Consider the following 26,590-nt stretch of genomic DNA (forward strand, 5'->3'; position numbering starts at 1 on the left):
GCCGTGAGCGGCACGCGCGGAACCCGCCCCGGAGCGGTGGTCGCGCTCGCGCTGCTCACCGCGGTCGGGGGCGTCCTCGACGCCGCACTGGCCGCGCTGCTGCTCGCCGTGGGCGGCGAGGCGCCCGGCATCGACCGCGCCACCACCATCGCCGTCGGGATCGCGGGCATCGCGCTCATCGCGGTCGCGGTCAGCCTGTGGCGCGGGTCGAACGGGGCGCGGGTGGTGCTCACGGTGCTCGCCGGCTTCCGCGTGCTCGAGGCGACGCACGATGCGGCGAACGGCGGCGCGGTCGCGGAGGCTCTCCTGGTGGTCACCGGCGCGGGCGTCACCCTGGCGCTCGCATGGAGCACGCGCGCGACCGCATGGTTCCAGGGGTCGCGCGAGCGCGACCTCGCGGACGCGGTGAGCGCGGAGCCCGCCACGCTCCGCGCACGGCTCGCGCGCGCCGCGGAGCTCGCGGTGCAGGCGCTGGTGGTGTGGGCGACCATCGAGCTGGCACCGGGCGTGACCGCCGACGGCTGGGTGGCTGCGCTGCTCGCCGCCGTGGCCGCCGCGCTGGTGAACTGGGCGATGCAGCCGGCATGGCTGCGGATCGCGAGCCGCTTCGGGTGGGCCGGCGCGCTCGCCACGGCGCTGTTCGCCAACGCGGTGACGGTGGGCGTGGCGCTGTGGCTCGCCCCAGGGATCGACGTCGCCGGGCCCGGCTGGGTGCTGCTCGCCTCGTGGATCCTCACGGTCCTGCTCACGGTGGTCTCGTGGCTGTTCTCCGTCAACAGCCACGACTACCTCCTGGTCCACGCCGCGCGCATGGCGATGAAGGGCGAACGGCCCGAGCCCGACGGGCTCGACGGCGTGCTGTTCGTCCAGCTCGACGGCGTCTCCGCGCCGCTCCTCGAGCAGGAGCTGCGCGCGGGCAACCTGCCCACCATCGCGCGCTGGATCCGCGGCGGCACCCACACGTGGACCGAGTGGACCGCACGCGTGCCGTCCACCACGCCCGTGAGCCAGGCGGGGATCCTGCACGGCTCCTCGCAGGGCATCCCCGCGTTCCGCTGGTGGGACCGCGCGCTGAGCCGGATGGTGGTCGCGAACCGTCCCGACGACGCGGCGTTGATCGAATCCCGCGTGAGCGACGGACGCGGGCTCCTCGCGGACGGCGGGGTGTCCATCTCGAACCTGTTCTCGGGCGACGCGGAGCGGTCGTTCCTCACCATGAGCGGCATGCGCGGCGGCGACCGCTCGCTCGGCCCCTCCCGCAGCTATGCAGCGTTCTTCACACACCCGGCGGGCTTCGCGCGCGCGTTCACCCGCACGATCGGGGAGATGGGCAAGGAGGTATGGCAGGCGCGGCGCCAGGAGTGGCGCGGCGTCGAGCCGCGCGTCCACCGCGGCGGCTCCTACGTGGCCCTGCGCGGCATCACCAACGTGCTGCTGCGCGACCTCAACGTCGCGCTCGTGATCGAGGCCATGATGGACGGCGCGCGGTCCATCTACGTCGACTTCGTGGACTACGACGAGATCGCGCATCACGCGGGTGTCACGCGTCCAGAGTCGCTCGCGTCCCTGTACGGCCTCGACGCGACCCTGCGGACGTTCGAGCGCGTCATCGAGGCGGGCATCGCGCCGCGGCAGTACAGGATGGTGCTCCTGTCCGACCACGGCCAGAGCCAGGGCGCGACGTTCCTCACCCGGTACGGCACCACCCTCGAGCAGCTGGTGGCCGCCCACACCGGCGGGCGCGGGATCGACGCCGCCGAGGACCAGGAGGCGTGGGGGCGCGTACGGCTGCTCGTGCGGGAGGCCGCCGCGCAGGACTCGGTCTCCGGACGCGCGGCGGGCCGCGCGATGGACCGCCGGGACGCGAAGGCGACCGCCGCATCGTCCCCCGGCCAGGGAGAGGGCGCGGGGCCGGCGCTCGCGGTGGTGGGGTCGGGCAACCTGGGCGGCGTGTGGTTCACCGACTCCGCCGAGCCGCTCACGCTCGCGGACCTGGAGGCGCAGCATCCGGGGCTGGTGGAGGCGCTCGCCACGCACCCGGGCATCGGGTTCCTGGTGGTGCGCGCGGCGTCGGGCGCCGTCGCGATCGGGCCGCGCGGGCTGCGTCGGCTCGCGACCGGCGAGGTCGAGGGCGAGGACCCGCTCGCGGCGTTCGGCGAGGACGCGGCCGCGGACATGGCGCGCGTCGCCGCGTTCCCCGAGGCGCCGGACATCTACGTGAACTCGCTGCACGAGCCCGGCCTCGACGAGGTCGCCGCGTTCGAGGAGCTGGTGGGCTGCCACGGCGGGCTGGGCGGCTGGCAGACCCGTCCGCTCCTGGTGCACCCCGCCGGGTGGGAGCTGGATCCGGAGCTGCTGGACGGCGGGCGCCTCCGCGGCGCCGAGCAGGTGCACCTGCAGCTGGTGCGATGGCTCGAGGACCTGGGCCACCGCGGAGAGCTCCCCGGGGCGAGGGGTGTCGCGGGCGCGGTGCGGGACGGTGCGCCGCTGGACGGTGCGCCGCGCGCCGGAGGCGAGGAGCCCGCGGCTACCCCCTAGAATGGGTGCACGCGCCGCCGCCGTGCGGTGTTCGCGGGTGTAGTTCAATGGCAGAACTTCAGCTTCCCAAGCTGATAGCGCGGGTTCGATTCCCGTCACCCGCTCGTTCACGAAGGCCCCTCTCCGGAGGGGCCTTCGTCGCTCCTACGCCGCGCGGGCGAGCTCCGCTGATCTGATCGAGCAGGAGGACGGCACCCGATCTGCTGCGGCGTATCAATCCAGCGGACGGCGCCGGCGCGCACACCGCCCGCCGGCGCCGCGGCCGCGCTCAGGCGGTGATGTCGCGTCCCCGGACGGTGAGCGCCCAGATCACGAACACCGCGATCGCGATCATGATGACCGACCACACCGGGTAGTACGGCAGCCACATGAAGTTCGCGATCGCGCTGATCACGGCGAGGATCACACCGAGCGTGCGCGCCCAGATGGCGCCGCGGAAGATGAACACCCCCGCCAGCAGGATCACGATCCCGAGCAGCAGGTGGATCCATCCCCACGTGGTGACGTCGAACTGGAACACCCATTCCTCGCCGACCACGAAGAACTCGTCGTTGAAGAGCGCGACCATCCCGGTGGTCGCCTCGAACGCGCCGACCATGATCATCATGACGCCGGCGAAGGCGGCGAACCCCACCGCGGTCTCGCTGCGGTGCGGCATGTCTGCGTGCGACATCTGAACCCCCTGGACACGTGCCGCGCGGCCCACCGTCCGGGTCGTGCTGACATCGCCAGTATGAACCGCTGCCGGGGATCTCGCAGGGCGGACGGCTACCGCTCGTCGGACGTCGCGGGGGACGATGCGGCGGTCGCCGCGCGCTCGCCGCGCAGCGGCCGCGAGGAGGACCAGGCGACGATCGCGACGCCCACGACGATGAGTACGTCGCCGATGCTGAAGGTGTTGGACAGCGGCAGCGGGTCGGGCCATGCGAACACGTCGCCGAGCCACGGCAGCACGGGGTCCTCGATCACCGCGGTGTTGGCGAACGCGTGGTCGGGGTCGATGCCGGCGGCGGCCGTCGCGTCGGCGCTGGCCGGGAGCACGCCGCCGTTGAGCGCGATGGTCACGCCGTTCGAGAGCGCACCCGCGGCGACCACGAGCGTGCCCCGCACCTCGCGGTTGAGCCACAGGAAGGCGAGCGCGGCCACGTAGGTGCCCACGTGGAGCACCTCGGACAGGATCCCCGGCAGATGGATGTCGATGATGACGATCTGCAGGGCGAGCGAGGCCCAGATGAGCCACGCCCACCGCCACCGCCGCAGCAGCAGGCCGGCGGGCCAGCGCAGCGCCAGCAGCGGGGACAGCACCGCGATGAGGCAGGCGGCAAGGACGAGCACGCTCACACGCTCCTGATCGGGCCGGTGGTGGGGTCGCTCGACTCCTTGGTCGCGACCCCCTGCTCGGTGCCGAGCACGCGGTCCAGCGCGGAGGCCTCGGCGGGCCGACCCAGGTGGTAGCCCTGGCCGATCACGTGGCCCAGCCCGCGCAGCGCGGTCACCGTCTCGGCGTCCTCGATGCCCTCCGCGACCACGCGGAGGTCGAGCGCGAGCGCGAGCGCGATGGTCGAGCGCACGATGATGAGGTCGTGGTGGTCGGCGCCGATGTTGCTGACGAACGACCGGTCGATCTTGAGCTCGTCGATCTCGAGCCGGCGCAGGTAGCTGAGCGATGCGTTGCCGGTGCCGTAGTCGTCGATCGCGATCGAGACGCCCAGGCGGCGCAGCGCGTGCAGCACCAGGTCCGCGCGCGCGGGGTCGGAGAGGATCGCCGTCTCGGTGACCTCGAGCACCAGGGACGATGCGGGGACGCCGTGGCGAGTGAGCGCCGCTGCCACCTGCTGCGGCAGGCCCTGGTCGGACAGGTGGCGCGCGGACAGGTTGACCGACATGCGCAGGTTCCGGCCAGAGGCGTGCCAGCGCGCGAGCTGCGCGAGCGCGGTCTCGAGCACGAACGCGGTGACGGGGAAGATCAGGCCCGAGTTCTCCGCGAGCGGGATGAACTCGTCGGCGCGGACCATGCCGCGCTCCGGGTGGCGCCAGCGCACCAGCGCCTCGACGGCGACGGCACGGCCGTCGGTGAGGTCGAACTGGGGCTGGTAGACCACGTGCAGCTCGCCCGTGTCGAGGGCGGTGCGCAGGTCCGCGAGCAGGCGGAGCCGCTCGACGGTGTTGATGTCGAACTCCTGGGAGAACGTGCTGATCCGGTCGCGCTCGAGCTTGGCGTGGTACAGCGCGATGTCGGCGTTCTTCATGAGCGTCTCGCCGTCGTCGCCGTGCAGCGGGGCGACGGCGACGCCGGCGCTCGCGCGCACGAGCAGCTCGAGGCTCTCGACGTGGACCGGGGCGTCGAGCGCGGCGAGGACGTCACGCGCGACCTGGCGCGTCTGGGCGAGGTCGCCGCGCACCACCACGGCGAACTCGTCGCCGCCGAGGCGGTGGACCGATGACTCCTCGGGTGCGATCTCGAGGAGACGGGCGCCCACCTGGCGCAGGATCTCGTCGCCGACGGGGTGACCGAGGGTGTCGTTGAAGTCCTTGAAGTGGTCGAGGTCGACCAGCACCAGGCCGGGACCTCCGAGCCGGACGGGTCCGGACGAGTCGAACGCGTGCTCGAGCTGGTAGTACAGGTGGCCGCGGTTGCGCAGGCCGGTCAGCGAGTCGTGGGTCGCGTCGTGCGCGTGACGTGCGGCCGCGGCGGTGAACAGGTGCGAGGCGATCACCGGCGCCGCGAGGAGGGCGAGCGCGCCGGCGCCGTCGTCGGCGACCACGGCGGCGATGCCGCCGACGCTCAGGAGGACCACGTTGGTGAGCAGCAGGTCCTTGACGTCGGCGCGGAAGACCGTCCAGACGGTCATGCCTGTCGAGAGCGAGATGACGCCCGCGACCAGGAACCAGTTCACGAGGATCATCGCGACGCCCGCGAGCAGGAGCGCGGGCAGGTCGCCGGCGTGGACCTCCATGGGCCCGCCGAAGAAGGGGACGCCGAGGATCCACGAGTAGACGGCGCGCGCCGCCATCACGCTCAGCGTGTACTGCGCGGTGTTGAACAGCGACTTGCGCAGGGCGCGGCGGTGGAGCAGGTCGTCGGCGAGGCTCGCGACCAGCTGGACCGCGACGGCGATGCCGATCCCGGCGATCGGGATGAGCGCGAGCACGAACGGCGCGGAGGTCGAGAGGGTGCGCTCCTCCCCGTCCTCGCCCAGGAGCCGGACGGGCTTGACCTCGCCCGCGATGGCGGCGACCGCCAGGAAGATCGTGGGGCCGAGCGGCACCGACGCGAGCAGGGTGGGCCAGTGGCCGCCGACGGCGAGGAAGACGATCGCGACCAGGCCGACCGCGCACACCGCCGCTACGTAGGCGGCAATGCGCGAAGGCGGTGCGGGGAGTCGTCCCCCCGCACCGCCCTCATGCGTGGCTGGGCTCACGCCCACTTGAATCCAGCGCCAGCGATCACCGCCACCGCCACAAGGGTGCCGGCGCTCGCCGAGACGCGGACGACGGTGTTGTTCTTGAAGGCGTTCCACTTGTTCATGCTGTACTCCCTCTGCTCGAGGACTCCGTCGTCGGAGAGGCGACGCCCCACCGTGACCCTCGGGCTCGCTGAAGGGATGAGCCCGGGGAATGACATCGTCCTGCCTGGTTTCCGGCTGGAGGACCCAGCCGAGCCACATTCTTGCGCAACAATCGTCGCCGCACCAGCGTCTATTAGCACTGTCACAACGATCAGCCCTGTTCCGGGCACGCATCGAGCAGCCCCTGCGTCGCGCCGTAGGCCACCGCATCCGACTCGCCACCGGCGTAGCCGAGCGTGAGGCACCAGTCGTAGGCGGTGACGCCGTCGACGGCGACGGACGGCTCCGCGTCCGCGGGGAGGGTCATCTCGATCGCGTCCTCGCCGACCAGGTAGGACGTCCCGTCCACGGCGACCTCGACCTCGGCCGCGCCCGGGTTCTCGGCGTACCAGGCGACCACGGCGTTGCCGAGCGTCACCGCGTCCGCCTGGGCGTGGAGGTCGCGCTCGGCCGCGGAGGCGCCCGACGTCGCCGCGATCACCCCGATCACCGCCCAGCCCAGGGTGCCGACGATCCCGAGCACCAGCCCGGCGAACGGCCAGCTGCGGTGGGTGGCCTCGCCTCGGCGCCAGCGTGACAGGCCCAGCGCCCCCAGCACGATCGCGACCGGTCCGAGCCCCAGGGCGCCGGTGACGAAGGCCGCGATCCCGAGGCCGTCGCCGCCCGTGGGCTCGACGTCCTCGCGCGCCTGCGCCTCGACCGTGTCGACCATCGCGTCCTCCCGAGCGCCGTGGATCCGGCCAAGTCTCCCACGCGCGAGGCGACGTCCGTGCGCGAAGCCGCGTGTCGCATCGTCCCTCCGCCGGGCACAGCGAAGGCCCCCCGGAATTCGGGTCCGGGGGGCCTTGCTGTAGCTCGAGAGACCACGGTGGGCGGCGCCCTGACGCGGCGACGACCTCTCGGCCGACCCCCCGGGCCCGTCGTGCCCTGTGCCGTCACCCACAGGTCCGCCCGCCTCGCAAGAGGCCGCAGACGCGGACCGCCGTTGTCCGAGGAGTCCGATCAGGCGCGCACGCGCCGGCCATCGCCCCCGTCCCGTGCCGTGTCCGGCTTCGCGGCGGGTCCGACGAACCTCGGAGAACGCTCTCAGCGCCCCCCGATGGCACGCACACCACCTTCTCGCTAGAGGCGTTTCTACTCGCGTCGCGGGGCGCGCGCAAGACGTAGGGCGCTTCTCTCACTCGTCCACCGCGCGCCCACATGGTCATCCACATGTCCCGTGCGGAGCCGCGCGGTTTTACCCACACCTGTGGAGGAAATCTGTGGAAACAGCGTCATGCCCCTGCGGGTGTCGGAGCCGGGACCTGGGCCTGGCCCGCGCCCGCGCGGACCCCCTAGGCTCGGGGGCATGACCGCACCTGGACTCATCGCCGCCCAGGCCAAGATGGCCGCCGCAGGGGTCGACCAGACCGCCATCGACGTCTTCTCCCACTACTTCGGGGAGCTGGAGGCCGGCGCCACCGGCCTCATCCGCGAGGACACGATCGAGCCGCTGCTGGACCCGCCGTTCCTCGAGGGCGTCGCGATCGACGCGGACGCCGCGCGCGACGCGTTCGCGAGGACCGCCATCATCCGCCTCAACGGCGGCCTGGGCACCTCGATGGGCATGGACCGCGCGAAGTCGCTGCTGCCCGTGCGCGACGGGAAGTCCTTCCTCGACCTGATCGTGGGCCAGGTGCGCCAGGCCCGCGAGGCCACGGGCGCGCGCCTCCCGCTGGTGCTGATGAACAGCTTCCGCACCCAGGACGACTCGCTCGAGGCGCTCGCGCCGTACCCCGACCTCGCGGTCGCCGGGCTGCCCCTGGACTTCCTCCAGAACGCCGAGCCGAAGCTCCTGGTCGACGGGCTCATGCCCGCCGAGTGGCCCGCGGACCCCACCCTCGAGTGGTGCCCGCCCGGCCACGGCGACATCTACACGGCGCTGCTGGGCTCGGGGATCCTCGAGCGGCTGCTCGACGAGGGCTTCCGCTACGCCTCCACCGGCAACTCGGACAACCTCGGCGCGGTGCCGAGCCCCACCATCGCGGGCTGGTTCGCCGCGTCGGGCGCGCCGTACGCCGCCGAGCTGTGCCGCCGCACCGCGGCCGACCGCAAGGGCGGCCACCTCGCGATCCGCAAGGCCGACGGCAGGCTGATCCTGCGCGACACCGCGCAGACGGCGCCCGAGGAGATGCACTACTTCACGGACGAGCACCACCACCCGTTCTTCCACACCAACAACCTGTGGTTCGACCTGGAGAAGCTGTTCGCGGCGCTCAAGGAGCGCGGCGCGGTGCTGGGCCTGCCGCTCATCCGCAACGTCAAGAACGTCGACCCGACGGACTCGACGTCGCCCGAGGTGTTCCAGATCGAGACCGCCATGGGCGCCGCGATCGAGGTGTTCGAGGGCGCCACGTCGATCGTGGTGGGACGCGACCGGTTCCTGCCGGTGAAGACCACCAACGACCTGCTGCTGCTGCGTTCCGACGCGTACACGCTCGAGGCGGACGGCGCGCTGCGCCTCGCGCTCGAGACGGCCCCGCTGGTGGACCTCGACTCGAAGCACTACAAGACGATGTCGAAGTTCGAGGCGCGCTTCCCCCACGGGGCGCCGTCGCTGCGCGAGGCGACCTCGCTCACCGTGCGCGGCGACTGGACCTTCGGGGCCGGCGTGGTGGTCCGCGGCGTGGTGACCCTCGAGGACACCGGCAAGGCGGAGGTCATCCCCGACGGGACCGTGCTCGAGGGCTGAGCCGGGAGCCTGGCGCGCGTCAGCGCTCCTGCTGCGCGTCCTCCTGCGCGGTGCGCGCGAGCATCGCGTTGTAGGCGCGCAGCTCCGCGTCGTCGTCGCGCTCGGCCTTCCGGTCGAGGCGGCGGCTCTCCCGCGTGTCCGCGCGGCGCCACGCCGCGATGATCCCGATGGCGAGCAGCACCACGGGGAACTCGCCGATCCCCCACGCGATCTGCCCGCCGTACTGCTGGTCGGTGATCGCGTCGGGCCCCCAGGTGCGGCCCATGAGCCCGAACCAGGTGGGGGCGATCAGCACGGTCGACATCATGATCGCGACACCGAAGAACGCGTGGAACGCCATGGTGGCGAACAGCAGCACGATCCGCAGGGGGTAGCCGGGCCGCGTGGGTCCCGGGTCGATCCCGACCAGCGCGTTGACGAACAGGTACCCGACCACCGTGAAGTGCAGGATCATCCACAGGTGGCCCACGTGGTTGCGCAGCGCGAGCTCGAACAGCGGCGAGTAGTAGAACACCACCAGGAAGCCCGCGAAGCTCACCGCGGCCACGATGGGATGCGCCCAGAAGCGCATCCACCGGGACTCGACCACCGTGCGGATCCACTCGCGCGGCCCCATGGAGCCGTCGCGGCGCGGCGCGAGCGCGCGCAGCGCGAGCGTGACCGGCGCGCCGAACGTCAGCGGCACGGGGACCACCATCACCAGCAGCATGTGCTCGAGCATGTGGCCGCTGAAGGTCACCATCCCGTAGATGGTGGGTCCGCCCTGCGTGATCCACACCAGCAGCGCGATCCCGGTGAGGAACGATGCGGTGCGGTACCAGGGCCACGCGTCGCCACGGCGGTGCAGGCGCACCACCCACCGCACGTACGTGATCGCGAGAGCGGCGAGCACGAACGCGGTGATGATCTCGAGCCGCCACAGCCCCACCCACGTCGCGAGGGACGGGGCGGGCGGGAGCTCGTAGCCGGTGAGGAAGTACGCGGGGCTGGGCTCCTCGACGGGCACGATCGGGATAGGAGGCGCCGTGGACGCGAGCACCGAGGCGACGCCCATGACCGCGACCAGCGCGCCCACGTCGACCAGCATGAGCCGCCAGAACCGCTCGCGCGCCTGAGCCTCGCTCAGCCGCGGCAGCGACACCCGGCGGTGCAGCATCGCGAGCGCGACCGCGACCGACATGAGCCCGATCTTCAGCAGCAGCAGCCGCCCGTAGGCGGTGGAGACCAGCTCGGCGGGGGTCGACAGCCGGATCCAGCCGCTGACCGCGCCGGACACCACCACCGCGGCCGCGGCCCAGATGGCGAGGCGCGAGGCGCGCCGCACGGCGTCCTTGGTCGCGTCCCCGAGCTGCCGGCGCAGCAGCAACATCACGCCGATCACGCCGGTCCACACGGTGGCGCCGGCGAGGTGGAGGAACATCGCCGAGATGGCGAGGTGGTGGTCGGCGGCGCCGGCGGCGTGGCCGGTCTCCGCGAGCCAGCCCAGCGCCCACGCGACGGGCACCAGCGACCACGCCGCGAACGCGGGCGTGCGCACCAGCGTGCACAGCACCGAGGCCACGAGGCCCGCGCCCAGCACCTGGAGGTAGGCGACCAGCAGGTCCACCGAGGTCGAGTAGCTCCACCACTCCTCGACGAACCGGGAGGCGTCAGGCAGCGCGCCCCGGATGCTCGCGTACGTGGCCAGCGAGTGGCCGAACGCGCCCAGCACCCACCCGATCGACCCGACGCGAGCGATCAGCGACGCGCGCGCGACCGCCGCATGGCCGGCGGGCAGCACCGCCACGATCACGAGCAGCGCGCCCGCGGTCGCCGCGATCGAGAGGTCCCGCACGGCCGCGAACACCGTCACCAGGGCCTCGACTTGCATGGCTCAAGGGTAGGGCCGGTCGATCCACGCCCCGTGCGTGTGCGCGATCGCGACCGGCGCGACCTCGCGCGGCCGCAGGCCCACCCGCAGGTCCGCGCCGCCGCCCGGCTGCGGCTCGAAGGCGACCCGCACCAGGGGGCGGCGCGCCGCGACGGCGACCACCGCATCGTCCACCGCCGCCAGGGCCTCGTCGGGCAGCTGGTAGAGCGCGATCGAGTGCCACACCACGATCGGTCCGGGCGGGAGCACGTCCGCGACCGCGGGCAGCGTCGCGGCGGCGTCGCCCGCGACCATCGAGATGCCGGCCGTTCGCCGCAGCGCGATCGCGGCGCGCAGCCGCTCGAGGCGGTCCGTCTGCTCCGGCCACACGAGCGCCTCGAGCCACGCGGCCTGCTCCGGGTCCGTCGCGTCCACCGGGGCGAGGTCGAGCCCCGTGCGCGTCGCGAACACCGGCGGGGCGGCGGGGAGCGGCAGTCCGCCGCGGTTCTCGCACTCGAGCGTGAGCGGCGCGTCCCCGAGGACGGTCCCGCCGTATTGGTACGCGACGCCGTCCATGAGGAGCCCCAGCCCCGCGGAGGCGCCCATGTCGATCGCGTGCACCGGCCCGTCCCAGCCGCGCTCCGCGAGCGCCGCCGCGATCACGGGCATGAGCACGGCGCAGCGGCGGACCTCGTTGGTCTGGGTGCGCCGCGACCCGAACGCGAGCACGTCGGCCTCGCGCTCGAGCACGAATCCCCGGAACGCCTCGTACGCGGCGGCGTCCGCGGGACGCGCCGCCCCGGCGAGCCGGGGATACCAGGCGGCCAGCGCATCGTCCCTGGTGAGAAGCCTCTGCACGGCGGCGAACAGGATGTTGATGGGCGGCGAGGAAGGGATGCGCGCGAGCACCCGCAGCAGCTCCTGATCCTCCGCGATGCGGGTGGCGAACAGCGTGTACAGCGGGGAGTCCGCGGCGAACGGCACCCACGCGCGCACCGAGTCAGCGACCTGCGCGAGCGGCAGGTCCTCCCCCGCGAGCCATCGCTCCATGGCGGGCTCCTTGATGATCGGTTGACCGTTCCTTGACCGAACTCGACGCTACCACCGCGGGTAGCGTGGCGGCATGGCAGGCCCCCTCACCGCGACCGACGTGCGGCGCCTGCGCCTGCGCGCGCTGCTGCTCACCGGCGCACGGGGACGGCAGGGGGACGATGCGGCGGCGGGCGACGCCGGCGCCGTCGCCCGGGTGGTGGGTCACCTGGGGGCCATGCAGGCCCAGGACGCCGCCTCGGCGCTGTGGTCGCTCGGCGTGCGCCTGCCCGGCGCCACCGAGGAGGACGTCCGGGCGGCGCTCGCGCGCGGCGAGGCGATCCGCACGTGGCCCATGCGGGGCACCATCCACCTGGTCCCGCCCCGCGACGCCGCGTGGATGACGGCGCTGATGAGCCCGCGTCCGCGCGCGGCCGCGGCGGCGCGGCGCGCGCAGCTGGGGCTGGACGACGCGACGGTGGAGCGCGGCGCGGAGGTGCTGCTCGAGGCGCTCCGCGGCCGCCGCCTCACCAGGAGCGCGTGCCTGGACGCGCTGGCCGGCGCGGGGATCCCCACGGACGGGCAGCGCGGCTACCACGTGATCGTGGACGCGGCCCAGGCGGGCGCGGTGTGCATGGTCGCGCAGGAAGGCAAGGAGCAGGTGTTCGCGCGCCTGGACGAGGCGGCGCCGGAACCGCACCGGCCCTCGCGCGAGGAGGCGCTGGCGTCGCTCGCGCGCCGCTACGTGCGCTCGCACGGCCCGGTCGCGGTGGCGGACCTCGCCCGGTGGACGGGGCTGCCGCTGCGCGACTGCCGCGCCGGGATCGCCGCGGCGGGGGACGCCGTCGCGACCGTCGAGACGGAGGCGGGCCCGATGCTCGCGTCGCCGGACGTGCTCGAGGCGGGCGCGCCGGCGGAGCGGGCCGTGCTCGCGCTGCCCGGCTTCGACGAGCTGGTGCTGGGCTACGCCGACCGGACGGCGCAGCTCCCGCGCGAGCGCGAGACGGCGGTGGTGCCGGGCGGGAACGGGGTGTTCCGCTCGACGTTCGTGCGCGACGGGTTGGTGGTGGGCACGTGGAGGCGCACCCTCACCGCCGCGCAGGTGCGCGTCGAGGCGCACGACCTCACGGGCCTGTCGCCCCGCGACCGCGCGCGCTGCGAGTCAGCGCTCGCGCCGTACGCCGCGTACCTGGGCCGCGACCTGCGGGTCGCGTGGGCGTAGCGGCGCCTCAGCGCGCGAACGGCGAGGGGTTGTTCTCCGCGACCTCGCGGCTGGCCTGACGCAGGATCCCGAGGACGGTGTCGACGGCGAGGTCGAGCGGCACCGAGTCGACGGCGACCTCCGGCTGCGGCCGGGTGGGGCGCACGAACTCGGCGCGCTCGCCCACGAGCGTCACGCCGAGCTCCTCGAACACCTCCCACTGGGCGTTCGCGACGTCCGCGACGCGGTCGGTCCACTCGGCGGGGATGGCGGGCTTGCCCTCGTCCGGGCCGGGCGTGCGGTGGCCCTGCACCTGCAGGAAGGCGCCGCGGTGGAGCAGGCGGGTGTGGTCCTCTCGGGTGAGTCCGGCGGCGTGCGCGGCCTCTCCGAGCAGGCGCGCGAACTCGATCTCGAGCGTGGTGAAGCCGCGGTTGGCCGCGCCCTGGTCCTTGCCGATCTCGTCGCCCACCATGTCCTCGACGCTCAGGTCGAGCAGGCCGGAGAAGCTCTGGAACAACCGCTCGGGAGCCGAGGAGTCCACCACCACCACGGTGACGTTCTCCGCGCCGAACGCCTCCGCCCACGGGCGCAGCGCGTTCGCGTGCAGCCACAGGCGCGGCGCCGTGGGGTCGCCCGCGAGCGCGAAGCGGGACTCGAGCCACGCGCCGAGCGGGGCGCGGACCAGGCCGTTGCGCACGTTCTGCTGCCACAGCGACACCATGAAGGACGCGACCGAGCGGGTGGTGAGGACCACCTGGGCGCCCTCGCCGAGCGTCTCCTTGGCGTGCGCGATCGCCTTGGGGGAGGCGAGCATCGCCCCCTCCTCGGAGATCAGCGTGCGCGCCTGAGGAAGGTCGGCCCGCTGGCGCAGCAGCGCGTCCCACGCCGCGGCCTTGGGCTTCTTGCCGTTGCCGAACGCGAGCAGCGACTGCACGGCGTGACGGTGCTTGTGCGGGTTGGTCGAGATGCTCGCCGGGGTCGGGTAGACGAGGCCCAGGCCGGCGAGGGTGTCGCGGCGGCTCGCGAGGGCGAACTGCAGCGCGCTCGTGCCGGTCTTGGGCGCACCGATGTGGAACAGGGCGGCGCCCTCGGGGATCGGGGCGGTCACGGGTGCGGCGGCATCGTTCGGCATGGTCACCGAGCATAGTCGGCGCGTGCGGGCGCCGAGCGGGGCGCCCGACGACCCACGAGCGCCATGAGCCGCTCCCACGCCCACGTGAGCAGCGCGGCCGCGGCGAGCACCGCGACGCTCACCGCGAGCGAGGTCCACGGGTTGCGCGGGTCCAGCGCATCCGGGGCCAGCGATCCGAACACCAGGAACGGGTGCAGCAGGTACACCCACAGCGAGAACACACCGATCCTCACCAGCGACGGCCCGATCACGGGCAGGGGCCGCTCGAGCCACCGCAGCACCACGGGGACCAGCGACAGGGCGCCCAGCGCGAGCACCAGCCGCGACGGCTGGTTGAGCGCGGACATCCCGGAGAACACCGCGAGCCGCATCGCGAGACCCGCCACCACGGCGCCGAGCGCCCACCACGGCGGCAGCACGCGCGCCCAGCCGTTGCGCACCATCACGCCGAACGCGAAGTAGCAGAAGAACAGGGTGAAGCGCTCGTCGAACGGCAGGTCCTCGAACATCGCGGACGCCACGAGGGTGCCCACGTACGCGCCCACCGCCACCTGGCCCAGCACCATGCCCGGCCAGGGCGAGCGGACTGCGACCCACGCGATCACGATCGCGAGCATGAGCACGGGGATGTACCAGAGGTGGAACACCGGCTCGAGGACCAGGTCCGTGAGCAGCGACCCCCACGCCCACCCGCGGTCGGGCTGCTCGACCAGGCGCCACAGCACGGAGACCGCGAGCCATGCGAGCAGCATCCGCCACCAGTAGTGGCCCATGAGGCTCGCGAACGAGCGGCGCCGCAGGCTCTCCGCGCGCAGCAGGTATCCGGACAGGAACAGGAACAGCGGCATGTGCACGCTGTAGAGGAGGAAGCGCGTGACGTCCTCGCCCAGCGGCACCATGTAGGCGTGCCCGAACACCACCGACAGCAGGAGCAACGCCTTCAGCTGATCGGGTCCGGCCGACCGGGGCGCGCGCTCCGCTGACGGCGCGGCGACGGATCGGGCGACAGCGGTCACGCTTGGCACGCTAGCAAACGGGCCCCGCACACCCCGGGGAGCGTGAGGAGTCTCACCCCGGGCGTCACCCCCAGACGAGCCCCTGCGACGGGTCGCTCATGACCCGGCCCACGTCCGCGAGCACCCGCGCGCCCAGCTCGCCGTCGACCAGCCGGTGGTCGAAGCTGAGCGCGAGCTGCGTCACCCAGCGGACCTTGATCTCGCCCTCGTGCACCCACGGCTGCTCGCGGATCGCGCCGAACGCGAGGATCGCGGACTCCCCCGGGTTGAGGATCGGGGTGCCCGTGTCGATGCCCAGCGGGCCCACGTTGGTGATGGAGATGGTGCCGCCGGTGAGCGAGGTCGGGGGCGTGCGGTTCTCGCGCGCCAGCGCGGTGAGCTCCCCCAGCTGCGCGGCGAGCGCGTGCAGCGGCAGCCGGTGCGCGTCCTTGATGTTCGGCACCAGCAGGCCGCGCGGCGTCGACGCCGCGATGCCGAGGTTGACGAAGTGCTTGTAGACGATCTCCTGCGCCTCGTCGTCCCACGACGCGTTGATCTCCGGGTGGCGGCGCACCGCGAGCAGCAGCGCCTTCGCCACGATCAGCAGCGGCGTCACGCGCACGTCCGCGAACTCGCGGTCGGCCTTGAGGCGCTTGACCAGCGTCATGGTCTCGGTGACGTCGGCCGTGTGGAACACGGTCACGTGCGGCGCGGTGAACGCGGACTTCACCATCGCCTCGGCGGTGCGCTTGCGCACCGAGCGGACCGGGACCCGCGTGGAGCGGCCGCCGTCCTTCGAGTAGCCCGACTCGAGCCACGGCTGGTCATCCGCGGCGTACGTCGCGAGGCTGCGCGCGGAGTTCGCCTGCGACGCCTGCTCGACGTCCTCGCGCGTCACCAGGCCGCCCGGCCCCGACGGCGTCACCGTGGTGAGGTCCACGCCCAGGTCGCGGGCGAGCTTGCGTACCGGGGGCTTCGCAAGCACGGGGTACTCGCTCGCGTCCTCCGCGCCGCCGATCGGGTCGAGCGCGCCGTCGCGGCGCTCGCGCCGCTGCGCGGAGCCCGCCTTCACGCCGTAGCCCACGAGCACGGCGCCGGAACCCTCCGTCTCGGCGACCTTCGCGGGGGACGATGCGGGGGCCGGCTCGGGCGCGGCGGGCGCCTGGGCGACGGGCACCTCCGCGACCACGGCCTCGGCGACCACGGCGTCCTGGGCGACCGGCGCATCGTCCGCCGGCGCCTCCCCGCCCGGGTCCACGTCGAACGTCGCGATCGGGGCGCCCACGTCCACCGTGTCGCCCTCCGCCGCGAGCAGCGCCACCACCACGCCGTCGTACGGGCAGGGCAGCTCGACCAGGGACTTCGCGGTCTCGATCTCGAGCAGCGGCTGGTTGACCTCGACGGTGTCGCCGGGGGCCACGCGCCACGTGACGATGTCCGCCTCGGTCAGGCCCTCGCCCGCGTCGGGCATGTGGAAGGTCTCGATGGTGGGCATGCGCGGCCTCTCAGTGCGTCATCACGCGGTCGACGGCGTCGAGCACGCGATCAAGGTTGGGCAGGTAGTCGTGCTCCAGCTTCGCCCCAGGGTAGGGCGCGTGGAAGCCGCCCACCCGGAGCACGGGCGCGTGGAGGTGGAAGAAGGCCTGCTCGGCGATGCGGGCGGACAGCTCCGCGCCGGGGCCGTACGTGGTGGGGGCCTCGTGGACGATCACCACGCGGCCGGTGCGCTTCGCGGACCGCACCACGGTCGCGGAGTCGAGCGGCGAGATCGAGCGCAGGTCCACCACCTCGATGCTGGTGCCGTCCGCGCCCGCGACCTCGGCGGCCTGCAGCGCGAGGCGCACGGTCGGGCCGTAGGCGACCAGCGTGACGTCGGTGCCCTGGCGGGCCACCCGGCCGCGGGACATCTCGGCGGTGCCGGCGGAGGCGCCGTCCTCGGCGGCGAGCTGGGCGTCCACGCGCGACTCGTCGACCTCCCCCTTGTCCCAGTAGCGGGCCTTGGGCTCGAGGAACAGCACCGGGTCGGGCGAGGCGATGGCCTGCTGGATCATGTCGTACGCGTCCTGCGGCGCCGCGGGCGAGATCACCCGGAGGCCGGCGGTGTGCGCGAACAGCGCCTCGGGGCTCTCGGAGTGGTGCTCGAGCCCGCCGATCCCGCCGGCGAACGGCACGCGGATCACCACGGGCAGCTGGATGCGCCCCTGCGAGCGGTAGTGCATCTTCGCGAGCTGCGTGGTGATCTGGTCGAACGCGGGGAACACGAAGCCGTCGAACTGGATCTCGACCACCGGCCGGTAGCCGCGCATGGACATGCCGATCGCGGTGCCGACGATCCCGGACTCCGCCAGGGGCGTGTCCATCACGCGGTCCGGCCCGAAGTCCTTCCACAGGCCGTCGGTGACGCGGAACACGCCGCCGAGCTGGCCGATGTCCTCGCCCATGAGGAGGACCTTCTCGTCGCGGTCCATCGCCGCGCGCAGGCCGCGGTTGATCGCGCCCGCCAGGGTCATCTGGGTCACGCGTGGACCTCCTCGGCCGCGAACGTCCGCTCGTAGCGCTCGAACCACGCGCGCTCCGCCTCGACGGTCGCGTGCGGCTCCGCGTACACGTGGTCGAACATCGCGGTGCTGGTCGGGGACGTCCAGCCGCGCACGGTCTCGCGCGTGCGGCGGCCCAGGTCCTTGGCCTCCGCGGCGACGGTCGCGCGGAAGTCCTCGCCCAGCTCGCCGAGCGAGGTGAGGTACGCGTCGAGCCGCGCGATCGGGTCGCGCTCCGCCCAGTAGGCCTCGTCGGCCCGGGTGCGGTAGCGCGTCGGGTCGTCGGCGGTGGTGTGCGCGCCCATGCGGTAGGTGAAGGCCTCGATGAGGACGGGGCCGCCGCCGGAGCGGGCGCGCTCGAGCGCCCAGCGGGTGACCGCGTGGCACGCGAGGACGTCGTTGCCGTCGACGCGCACCGACGGGATGTCGAAGCCGGCGCCGCGCTGCGCGAGCGGCGCCCGGGTCTGCCGAGCGACGGGCTCGGAGATCGCGAACTGGTTGTTCTGGACGAAGAAGACGATGGGCGCGCTGTTGACCGCGGCGAACACCATGGCCTCGCTCACGTCGCCCTGGCTGGTGGCGCCGTCGCCGAAGTAGCAGATCACCGCGCCGTCGCGCTCGGGGTCGCCGGTGCCCACCATGCCGTCGCGGTCCATGGCCATCGCGTAGCCCGTCGCATGGAGCGAGTGCGCGCCGATCACCAAGGTATAGAGGTGGAAGCGGTGCGCCTCCGGGTCCCACGCGCCGTGCTGCAGGCCGCGGAAGATCCGCAGGATCTCGGGCATGTCGACGCCGCGGGTGAGCGCGACGCCGTGCTCGCGGTACGAGGGGAACACGAAGTCGTTGCCGGTGAGCGCGTGACCGGAGCCGATCTGCGCGGCCTCCTGGCCGAGCGACTGCACCCACACGCCCAGCTCGCCCTGGCGCTGGAGGCTGGTGGCCTCGTTGTCGAATGCGCGCACCACCGTCATATCGCGCCACATGCGCCGCATCGCCTCCGCGTCCACGCCCTCGGCGTAGCGGTCGAAGTCCGGATGCGAGACGCGCTCGCCGGTGTGCGTGAGCAGGGTGACGAGGTCCTCGTCTGCGCGCGGGCCGTGTGCCTCCATGAGGGGCTCCCTTCCGTTCCACGGGCGGGCCGAGAGGCGGCTCGCCGTAACCTACGCCAGCGTAGGCTACGGAACCGTAGGTTATCAACCGGGCCCCCGCATCGTCCCCCGGCGCGCCGGTCATCCTCACGTTCCTCGCATACGGGACGCACCCGCTTGCCTGTACCGTGGGGCCGTCGCGGGCTCCGCCGGGAGCCCGCCTGTCTGGAGGCATCTACATGGGAACGCAGAACGGCATCGCCGACGCGGCGCTGGGCGAGCTGCTCGCACGCGCCGCGGGTGAGGAGCTGCTGCGGGTGCGCCGCGAGTCCGGCCTGGAGGGCAAGGAGCTGGGCAACGCCGGCGACGCCGCCGCGCAGGCCGTGCTGGCCGCGCTGCTGGCGGAGCACCGGCCCGAGGACGCGGTGCTGTCCGAGGAGGCGAAGGACTCCGCCGCCCGCCTGAGCGCGGACCGCGTGTGGATCATCGACCCGCTCGACGGCACCCGCGAGTTCTCCGAGGGCCGCGCCGACTGGGCGGTCCACGTGGCGCTGTGGGAGAAGGGCGAGCTCACGCTCGGCGTGGTCGCCATCCCCGGCGAGGACCTGGTCCTCAGCTCCGCGACCGTGGACGCCGCGCCCGAGCCCGCCGAGGGCGCGGGGCTGACGCTCGCGGTGTCGCGCTCGCGCCCGCCGGCCGTCACCGAGCCGGTGCGCGCCGCGCTCGACGCGGAGCTCACCCCGATGGGCTCGGCCGGCGTGAAGATCGCCGCCGTGGTGCGCGGGCAGGTGGACGCGTACGTCCACGCCGGCGGCCAGTACGAGTGGGACTCCGCCGCCCCCATCGCGATCGCGCGGGCCGCGGGCCTGCACACCTCTCGCGTCGACGGCACCCCGCTCGTCTACAATGGCGCGGACCCATACCTGCCGGATCTGGTCGTGTGCCGTCCGGCCCTGGCGCCGCGGATCCTCGCGGCCATCTCGGACTACACCGACGGAGACCTTTAGATGACGGCTTCTACGTTCAGCCAGCTGGACGCGCTGGAGGCGGAGGCGATTCACATCGTGCGCGAGGTAGTCGCGCAGATGGAGCGTCCGGCTCTGCTGTTCTCTGGTGGCAAGGACTCGATCGTCCTGCTCCACATCGCGCTGAAGGCGTTCGCGCCGGCGCGGCTGCCGATGCCGCTCGTGCATGTCGACACGGGCCACAACTTCCCCGAGGTCATCGACTACCGCGACCGCGTGGTCGAGCAGTACGGCCTGAACCTCGTGGTGGGGTCGGTGCAGGAGGCGATCGACAAGGGCACGGTGCGCGAGGAGCCCAACGGGTCGCGCAACCGCATCCAGACGCCCGTCCTGCTCGACACCATCGAGAAGAACCGCTTCGACGCCTGCATGGGAGGCGCGCGTCGCGACGAGGAGAAGGCCCGCGCCAAGGAGCGCGTGTTCTCCTTCCGTGACGAGTTCGGCCAGTGGGACCCGCGCAACCAGCGCCCCGAGCTGTGGAGCCTGTACAACGGCCGCGTGCACCAGGGCGAGTCGATCCGCGTGTTCCCGCTGAGCAACTGGACCGAGCTGGACATCTGGGACTACATCAACTCGCGCGGCATCGAGGTGCCCTCGATCTACATGGCGCACGAGCGTGACGTGTTCCACCGTGACGGCATGTGGATGGCCGCGAACGAGTTCTGCGCCCCGCGTGAGGGCGAGATGATCGAGCGTCGCACGGTGCGTTACCGCACCGTGGGCGACGCCACGCTGACGGCCGCGGTGCTGTCCGACGCGGACACGATCGACAAGATCATCGCCGAGACGGCTGCCACGCGACTGACCGAGCGCGGTGCCACGCGCGGCGACGACCGGGTGTCGGAGGCCGCGATGGAGGACCGCAAGAAGGAAGGGTACTTCTGATGGATCTTCTCCGTTTCGCGACCGCGGGTTCGGTCGACGACGGCAAGTCCACCCTCATCGGCCGTCTGCTGTACGACAGCAAGTCGATCTTCGAGGACCAGCTCGACGCGGTCGAGATGGCGTCGAAGGCGCGCGGCACCGAGTACACGGACCTGGCGCTGCTGACCGACGGTCTGCGTGCCGAGCGTGAGCAGGGCATCACCATCGACGTGGCGTACCGCTACTTCGCGACGCCCAAGCGCAAGTTCATCATCGCGGACACGCCCGGCCACCAGCAGTACACGCGCAACATGGTCACCGGTGCCTCCACCGCGGACCTCGCGATCATCCTGGTCGACGCGCGCAAGGGCATGACGGAGCAGTCGCGCCGCCACGCCACCCTGTCCTCGCTGCTGCGCGTGCCCCACGTGGTGCTCGCGGTCAACAAGATGGACCTGGTGGGCTGGTCGGAGGAGCGCTTCAACGAGATCTACGAGGAGTTCACCGAGTTCTCCGCGAAGCTCGACGTGCCCGACCTCACCGCGATCCCGATGTCGGCCCTGCTGGGCGACAACGTGGTGGACCGCTCCGTGAACATGCCCTGGTACGGCGGTGCGTCGCTGATGCACCACCTCGAGCACGTGCACATCGCCTCGGACCGCAACCTGCAGGACGTGCGCTTCCCCGTGCAGTACGTGATCCGTCCCATGCGCAACGAGGTCCACGACTACCGCGGCTTCGCCGGCCAGGTCGCGTCGGGCACCATCCGCGTGGGCGACGAGGTCATGGCGCTGCCCTCGGGCATGACGTCCAAGGTCGCCGCGATCGACGGCCCCAACGGCCCGCTCGAGGTCGCCCAGCCGCCCATGTCGGTCACCCTGCGCCTCGAGGACGAGATCGACGTGTCCCGCGGCGACGTGATCTGCCGTGCCGGCAACCACCCCGAGCCCACCCAGGACCTCGACGCCACCATCTGCTGGATGGACGCCGACGCCCTCACCGTGGGACGCAAGCTCGGCATCCTCCACACCACCCGCATGGCGCGGGCCATGGTCAAGGACGTCGCCTACGAGCTCGACGTGAACACGCTGCACCGCAACACCGACGCGACGGAGCTGAACCTCAACTCCATCGGCCGCGTCAAGCTGCGCGTCACGTCGCCGCTGCTCATCGACGACTACGCCGACAACCGCACCACCGGCTCGTTCATCCTGATCGACGAGGCGACCAACCGCACCGTCGGCGCTGGCGTGGTGCGCGAACACTAGACATGGACGTAGGACTCATCGCGGCCGCCGCCTGCATCGGCGTGGTGGTCGGCCTCACCGGCATGGGCGGCGGCGCCCTCATGACGCCCACCCTCGTGCTGTTCTTCGGCATCCCCGCCCCCGTGGCCGTGTCCTCGGACGTGGTCGCGGCGGCCGCGATGAAGCCCTTCGGCTCCTGGGTCCACATCCGCAACAAGACCGTCAACTGGCAGCTGGTCCGGCTGCTGATGTACGGCTCGGTGCCCGCCGCGTTCGCCGGCGTGCTGCTCCAGCACGCCATCGGCGACGTCGAGAGCATCGAGACGTTCACCAAGCGGGCCCTGGGCGTCGCGCTCATCATCGCGTCCGCCGGCCTGCTGCTGCGCGCCTACCTGCGCCTGCGCGAACGCGCCCGCTCCCGCGACGGCTCCGCGCCACCGCTGCCCAAGGAGCGGCCCGTCGTCATCCCCCGCCCCGTGCCGACCATCATCGTCGGCGTCATCGGCGGCGTCATGGTGGGCCTCACCTCCGTGGGATCGGGCTCCCTCATCATCATCGCCCTGATGGCGCTCTACCCCGCCCTCAAGGCCTCCCAGCTGGTGGGCACCGACCTGGTCCAGGCCGTGCCCCTGGTGGTCTCCGCCGCGATCGCGCACCTCATGTTCGGCGAGGTCGACTGGTCCGTGACCATCCCCGTCATCATCGGCTCCATCCCCGGCACCTACATCGGCGCCCACCTCTCCAGCCGCGTCTCCGGCGGGCTGGTGCGACGCGCCCTCGCCGTGGTGCTGCTGATCTCGGGCCTGAAGATGCTCGGCGCGTCCAACGAGCTCACGCTCGCCGCGCTGGCCGCCGCCCTCATCGGCGGCACCCTCGCGTGGGGCGTCATCCGCCACCGCCTGGGCTTCCACTTCTTCATCTGGCAGCACAAGCGTGCCTTGGCCGCCGCCCAGGCGGCCAAGGCACGCCCCGCCGCCCCCACCGCACCGGCCGTCACGGCGAAGAAGCCCGACCCGGCCACCACCGAACCCAAGGAGCACTAGCGTGCAGCTGCGCCTGTCCCACCTCCAGCTCAACGAGCTCGAGCTGCTGCGATCCGGCGCGTACGGGTCCGAGCTGCGCTACCAGCTGCCCAGCCGCGACACCCACGCCGCGACGCTGCTCATCGCGGACATCGCGGTGCCCGCCACCATCGAGCTGCTCGACACCGAGGCCACCCCCGTCGCCCGCGTGGACCTCACCGGCTCCCACACCACCGAGGCCGGCACGTGGATCGCCGGCGACGTCACCATGCTGCGCGAGCCCGCGTCCGTGCCGTTCGCGGAGATCCGCCCCCGCGCGGGTCTGCCCATGCTCGACCACGCGACCCTCGCGCTCGGCAACGACATCACCGACCGCGACGACGACCTGGTGCTGGTCGACCACGGCGACGCCGACGCGCTCACCCGCGCGGTCACCGCGGCTCGCCGCACCGGCCGCGAGGTCCGCGTGCTGCCCCGCCCCGCCGCCGCTCACCTCGACAACGACGCCACGGACGAGCTGCTCACGCACCTCGCCGAGGTGGTGTTCGCCTCCACCGTCGCCACGCGCCGCCGCACCGGCCGCTCGCGCGGCACCGGCATGGTCATCCTGCTGTCGGGCCTGTCCGGCTCCGGCAAGTCCACCATCGCCCGCCAGCTCACGCGCCGCCTGCGCGCCGAGAGCCACCAGCGCGTCACGCTCCTCGACGGCGACGAGGTCCGCGCCATGCTGTCCTCCGGCCTGGGCTTCTCCCGTGCCGACCGCGAGCTCAACGTCCGCCGCATCGGCTGGGTCGCATCGCAGCTCGCCGCGCACGGCGGCATCGCCGTGTGCGCCCCCATCGCGCCCTACGCCTCCATGCGCGCGGAGATGCGCGCCATGGCCGAGGAGCACGGCCGGTTCGTGCTGGTCCACGTCGCCACGCCCCTCGAGGTGTGCGAGGCGCGCGACCGCAAGGGCCTCTACGCCAAGGCCCGCGCGGGCGAGATCAAGGAGTTCACGGGCATCTCCGACCCGTACGAGACCCCTCACGACGCCGACATCGTGGTGGCCCAGGACGGTACCGAGACCGTCGAGGAGGCCGCCGAGGCCATCCTGCGCGCCGTCATCGCCCCCGAGTCGAGCTACATGATCTGACGGGCACCGCCCGTCAGGCGGGCCCGGCTCGGGCCCGCGACCGCCGTCAGGCGCCGCTCGTGAGGAACGTCAGCGGCGCACGCTCGCTGATCTGCGGCGCGAGGGTCGACGCCCACAGCGGCGTCACGTGCCCGGCGTCGCGGTACACGCGCACGCCGCCCACCACGGGCGCGCAGCTGCCGTCCGCGCAGTACAGGTCCGTCATGTCGACCACCGCGACCTGCGTCGCGGAGAAGCGCTCCGCGGCCGCAAGCTGCGGGTCGAACTCCATCGCCTGCTCCTCGGGGAGCGTGCACGCGGTGGCGGCCTCGAGGCCGTAGCCGGCGACGCACTCCTGGACCCCGTCCATCGCGTGCGGCTGGTCCTGGATCGCGAGGACCCGCGCGCCGGTGTCGGTGGCCGCGCGCCAGGCCGCCTCGAGCCCGTCGACCGCCGCCTGGTGGCCCGAGCGGCCGTCCTGCGGCATCCACGCGGCGCCGGAGAACTGGCTGGTGAGCACCAGGTCGAAGCCGCCCTCGCGGATGGTGTCCGCCGCGGCCTGCTGCCAGGCGCCGCACGTCTCCTTGTTGGTGTCGCTGAAACCCTTGCGGACGGCGAACGTGTACGGGCAGCTGGTGCGGAACGCCAGCGTGAGGTTCCAGTCGTACCGGTCCGCGAGCGCGATCACGGCCACGCCCAGCTGCTCCATGTGGGAGTCGCCCACCACCATGACGCGGGGGCCGGAGCCGTCGCCGCCGGTCACCTCGCACGTCGCGTAGCCGGGGTCGCTCCACAGCATGAAGCAGCGCTGACCCTCGAGGCGGTCGGTGTAGACGCGCTCGCCGGCGTTGGTGACGGACCCCTCGGGCAGCAGCACGGTCGGGGGTGTCTCCGCGCACGCGGCGGCGTTGACCGCGGCCGCGGCGCCCAGGCAGTCCACGGCGTCCGCCGGGCCCGCGTCGGGCTCGTCGTCGATGGCGGCGACCACCTGCGCCTCCGCGCGAGCGTCCTCCTGGACCGAGCGCGCGACCAGGAAGCCCGGCAGGGCGAGCACCACCAGGGTGCCCACCACCAGCAGCGCGACGGTGCGGGGCGCGGTGAACAGGCGGTCGCGGCTCGCGTCGAGGTACCGGCGTTCCACCCACACGTAGCTCGCGGCGGCCAGCACCAGCGACAGCGCGAGCTGCAGGGCCACCAGGGGCCACAGCCCGACCTCGGGTAGCGCGTAGGCGGTGAGGATGATGACGGGCCAGTGCCACAGGTACAGCGAGTAGGACACGTCGCCTACCCACTGCAGCGGGCGCAGCCCGGCGACGCGGCCGCTGTCCCACCGCAGGGCCGTCACGCCCAGGCCCAGGATCGCGGCGGTCGCGACGGTGGGCACCAGCGTGGGCCAGCCGGGGTGCGCCGCGCCCTCGCCCATGACCACCATCGACGCCACGATCGCGATCCACGCGGCCCACACCACGATCGCGCGGATCCACGCGGGCACTACGGGCAGCCGGCCCGCGCCGGGCAGGTGGTCCACCAGCGCGGGGAGGGTGGCGACCAGGCCGCCGAGCGCGAACTCCCACACCCGGGTGGTGGTGGGGTAGAACACGTTGACGCCCGCCTCGCCCAGGCCGTCGAGCGCCCACGCGAAGGACGCGACGCCCGCCACGCCGAGCAGGAGCGGCAGCGCGACCGCGAGGCGACCCGCGCGGCGGCCGAGCGCCGCCCACAGCAGCACCAGCACGATCGGGATGGCGACGTAGTACTGCTCCTCGACGGACAGCGACCAGAAGTGCCGGAACGGCGAGGCGGGGATGTCCGCGCGGAAGTAGTCCGAGCCGGCGATCGCGAGGTACCAGTTCTCCACGTACAGGGTGGAGGCGATGGCCTCCTCCGAGAACTGGCGCCACAGCTCCCGCGGCACCACCGCGACCATCGCGGCGCTGGTGACCGCGATCGCCAGGAAGGAGGCGGGCATGAGGCGGCGCACGCGACGGGTCCAGAACGCGCGCAGCGTGAAGCCGCCCGCGGAGATGCCCCGCGCGATGATCCCGGTGATGAGGAAGCCGGAGATGACGAAGAAGACGTCGACGCCCAGGTAGCCGCCGGTCAGCGACGACGGCAGCAGGTGGTTGACCAGCACGCCGCCGATCGCGAGCGCGCGCAGCGCCTGGATGTCGTGACGCTTGGGCCGGCGGTGACCGGTGCCCGCGGTGTCGGCGTCCCGCGTCCGCGCGGCGTCGCCCGGTCCCCCGGCGACGCCGACAGCAGAAGTCATGGATGTGAGCCTTCCCCCGGAGGCCGCGATGGCGGCCAGCGCTACTGTACCCGCCGCCGCGCGCGCCGCCTCGGGCGATGTGAGGGACACCACGGCCGGTCTCGCCCACCCGCCTCTCCCGGCATGCGACAGTGTCCCCTTGGAGGTGGTGGATGTGAACAGCTGGACCCCGCACGCCCGCGCGCTGGTGGGGGTCGCCGCGGCGGCCCTGCTCCTGTCCGCCTGCACGGGGGGCGACAGCCCGTCGCCCAGCCCGTCCGCGACCGCCTCGGCACCCGTGAACGCCTCGCCGACCCCGACGGAGACCGCCACCGCCGCCCCCTCCGCCTCGGCGAGCCCCTCGACCGGCGCATCGTCCACCCCCACCCCCACCCCCAGCC

Annotated in this window: 20 protein-coding genes, 1 tRNA gene and 1 pseudogene; 10 read left to right on the forward strand and 12 right to left on the reverse strand. The window is 73.1% G+C overall.

The features are described 5' to 3' along the window. Positions 1–3: 3 nt before the first annotated feature. Together AOM05_RS02195 and AOM05_RS02200 are read left to right on the forward strand one after the other, a co-directional pair. Positions 4–2,538: an alkaline phosphatase family protein gene (locus AOM05_RS02195; RefSeq protein WP_082097188.1), complete on the forward strand. Its 2,535-nt coding sequence runs from the start codon at positions 4–6 to the stop codon at positions 2,536–2,538. Between the two features lie 33 nt (positions 2,539–2,571). Beyond that, a tRNA-Gly gene (locus tag AOM05_RS02200) sits at positions 2,572–2,642 on the forward strand. A 164-nt stretch (positions 2,643–2,806) separates the two neighbouring features. Here the strand turns inward: AOM05_RS02200 and AOM05_RS02205 are convergent. From AOM05_RS02205 to AOM05_RS02220, 4 genes are all read right to left on the reverse strand, one after another. Next, a complete protein-coding gene (locus tag AOM05_RS02205; protein WP_062519062.1) occupies positions 2,807–3,211 on the reverse strand; it encodes a DUF7144 family membrane protein in 405 nt (134 codons plus the stop codon). Positions 3,212–3,306: 95 nt separating this feature from the next. Then, positions 3,307–3,879: a DUF5317 domain-containing protein gene (locus AOM05_RS02210; RefSeq protein WP_228373180.1), complete on the reverse strand. Its 573-nt coding sequence runs from the start codon at positions 3,877–3,879 to the stop codon at positions 3,307–3,309. After that, a complete protein-coding gene (locus AOM05_RS02215; RefSeq protein WP_062519065.1) occupies positions 3,876–5,879 on the reverse strand; it encodes a putative bifunctional diguanylate cyclase/phosphodiesterase in 2,004 nt (667 codons plus the stop codon). Before AOM05_RS02215 ends, AOM05_RS02210 begins: the two co-directional genes overlap by 4 nt. A 379-nt stretch (positions 5,880–6,258) precedes the next feature. Continuing rightward, positions 6,259–6,819, reverse strand: a complete 561-nt coding sequence (locus AOM05_RS02220) for a DUF4190 domain-containing protein (protein WP_062519067.1) — start codon at positions 6,817–6,819, stop codon at positions 6,259–6,261. Between the two features lie 636 nt (positions 6,820–7,455). On the opposite strand from AOM05_RS02220, the gene AOM05_RS02225 reads away from it, so the two are divergent. Further along, complete coding sequence (locus AOM05_RS02225; protein WP_062519069.1) at positions 7,456–8,838, forward strand: UTP--glucose-1-phosphate uridylyltransferase; 1,383 nt, start codon at positions 7,456–7,458, stop codon at positions 8,836–8,838. A gap of 19 nt (positions 8,839–8,857) precedes the next feature. Here AOM05_RS02225 and AOM05_RS02230 read toward each other — a convergent pair whose 3' ends face one another. Then, a complete protein-coding gene (locus AOM05_RS02230; RefSeq protein ID WP_062519071.1) occupies positions 8,858–10,708 on the reverse strand; it encodes a bifunctional copper resistance protein CopD/cytochrome c oxidase assembly protein in 1,851 nt (616 codons plus the stop codon). A gap of 3 nt (positions 10,709–10,711) precedes the next feature. Then, positions 10,712–11,737, reverse strand: a complete 1,026-nt coding sequence (locus AOM05_RS02235; protein ID WP_062519072.1) for a DUF2332 domain-containing protein — start codon at positions 11,735–11,737, stop codon at positions 10,712–10,714. A 73-nt stretch (positions 11,738–11,810) separates the two neighbouring features. Here AOM05_RS02235 and AOM05_RS02240 point away from each other — a divergent pair, with 73 nt between their 5' ends. Then, positions 11,811–12,938, forward strand: a complete 1,128-nt coding sequence (locus tag AOM05_RS02240; protein ID WP_062519074.1) for a winged helix DNA-binding domain-containing protein — start codon at positions 11,811–11,813, stop codon at positions 12,936–12,938. Between the two features lie 7 nt (positions 12,939–12,945). On the opposite strand, the gene AOM05_RS02245 is transcribed toward AOM05_RS02240, so the two are convergent. From AOM05_RS02245 to pdhA, 5 genes are all read right to left on the reverse strand, one after another. Beyond that, entirely contained in the window at positions 12,946–14,049 is a 1,104-nt protein-coding gene (locus tag AOM05_RS02245; protein ID WP_062519076.1) for a hypothetical protein, read from the reverse strand. Positions 14,050–14,051: 2 nt separating this feature from the next. Then, positions 14,052–15,065 (reverse strand): acyltransferase family protein, encoded by a 1,014-nt coding sequence (locus AOM05_RS02250; protein ID WP_062519078.1) that lies wholly within the window; start codon positions 15,063–15,065, stop codon positions 14,052–14,054. Positions 15,066–15,129: 64 nt separating this feature from the next. Then, on the reverse strand, positions 15,130–16,539 hold the full coding sequence (locus AOM05_RS02255) for a dihydrolipoamide acetyltransferase family protein (RefSeq protein ID WP_062519079.1): 1,410 nt from the start codon (positions 16,537–16,539) through the stop codon (positions 15,130–15,132). A 10-nt stretch (positions 16,540–16,549) separates the two neighbouring features. Then, positions 16,550–17,554 carry an alpha-ketoacid dehydrogenase subunit beta gene (locus AOM05_RS02260; RefSeq protein WP_062519619.1) on the reverse strand — a complete coding sequence of 335 codons (1,005 nt, stop codon included), beginning with the start codon at positions 17,552–17,554 and terminating at the stop codon, positions 16,550–16,552. A 5-nt stretch (positions 17,555–17,559) separates the two neighbouring features. Next, a complete protein-coding gene (gene pdhA, locus AOM05_RS02265; RefSeq protein ID WP_062519081.1) occupies positions 17,560–18,690 on the reverse strand; it encodes a pyruvate dehydrogenase (acetyl-transferring) E1 component subunit alpha in 1,131 nt (376 codons plus the stop codon). A gap of 218 nt (positions 18,691–18,908) precedes the next feature. On the opposite strand from pdhA, the gene AOM05_RS02270 reads away from it, so the two are divergent. Genes AOM05_RS02270 through cysC form a run of 5 tightly spaced genes read left to right on the forward strand, consistent with a single transcriptional unit; the run spans position 18,909 to position 23,962 of the window. Next, positions 18,909–19,676: a 3'(2'),5'-bisphosphate nucleotidase CysQ gene (locus AOM05_RS02270; protein WP_062519082.1), complete on the forward strand. Its 768-nt coding sequence runs from the start codon at positions 18,909–18,911 to the stop codon at positions 19,674–19,676. Next, a complete protein-coding gene (gene cysD / locus AOM05_RS02275) occupies positions 19,677–20,579 on the forward strand; it encodes a sulfate adenylyltransferase subunit CysD (RefSeq protein ID WP_062519084.1) in 903 nt (300 codons plus the stop codon). Next, positions 20,579–21,826, forward strand: coding sequence for a sulfate adenylyltransferase subunit 1 (locus AOM05_RS02280; RefSeq protein ID WP_062519086.1), 1,248 nt, complete (start codon positions 20,579–20,581; stop codon positions 21,824–21,826). The genes cysD and AOM05_RS02280 overlap by 1 nt, the downstream gene beginning before the upstream one ends. Positions 21,827–21,828: 2 nt before the next feature. Beyond that, positions 21,829–22,848 (forward strand): sulfite exporter TauE/SafE family protein, encoded by a 1,020-nt coding sequence (locus AOM05_RS02285; protein WP_082097191.1) that lies wholly within the window; start codon positions 21,829–21,831, stop codon positions 22,846–22,848. Between the two features lies 1 nt (position 22,849). Then, the gene (gene cysC, locus AOM05_RS02290; protein WP_062519088.1) at positions 22,850–23,962 is read left to right on the forward strand and encodes an adenylyl-sulfate kinase; all 1,113 of its coding nucleotides are present in this window, start codon (positions 22,850–22,852) and stop codon (positions 23,960–23,962) included. 46 nt (positions 23,963–24,008) lie between these two features. On the opposite strand, the gene AOM05_RS02295 is transcribed toward cysC, so the two are convergent. Beyond that, entirely contained in the window at positions 24,009–26,210 is a 2,202-nt protein-coding gene (locus tag AOM05_RS02295) for an acyltransferase family protein (RefSeq protein WP_156164995.1), read from the reverse strand. 154 nt (positions 26,211–26,364) lie between these two features. On the opposite strand from AOM05_RS02295, the pseudogene AOM05_RS14480 reads away from it, so the two are divergent. Continuing rightward, positions 26,365–26,590: pseudogene (locus tag AOM05_RS14480) on the forward strand (hypothetical protein); the annotation flags it as partial.

The organism is Demequina silvatica (assembly GCF_000971215.1).
In the GTDB taxonomy this organism is placed as follows: Bacteria; Actinomycetota; Actinomycetes; order Actinomycetales; family Demequinaceae; genus Demequina; species Demequina silvatica.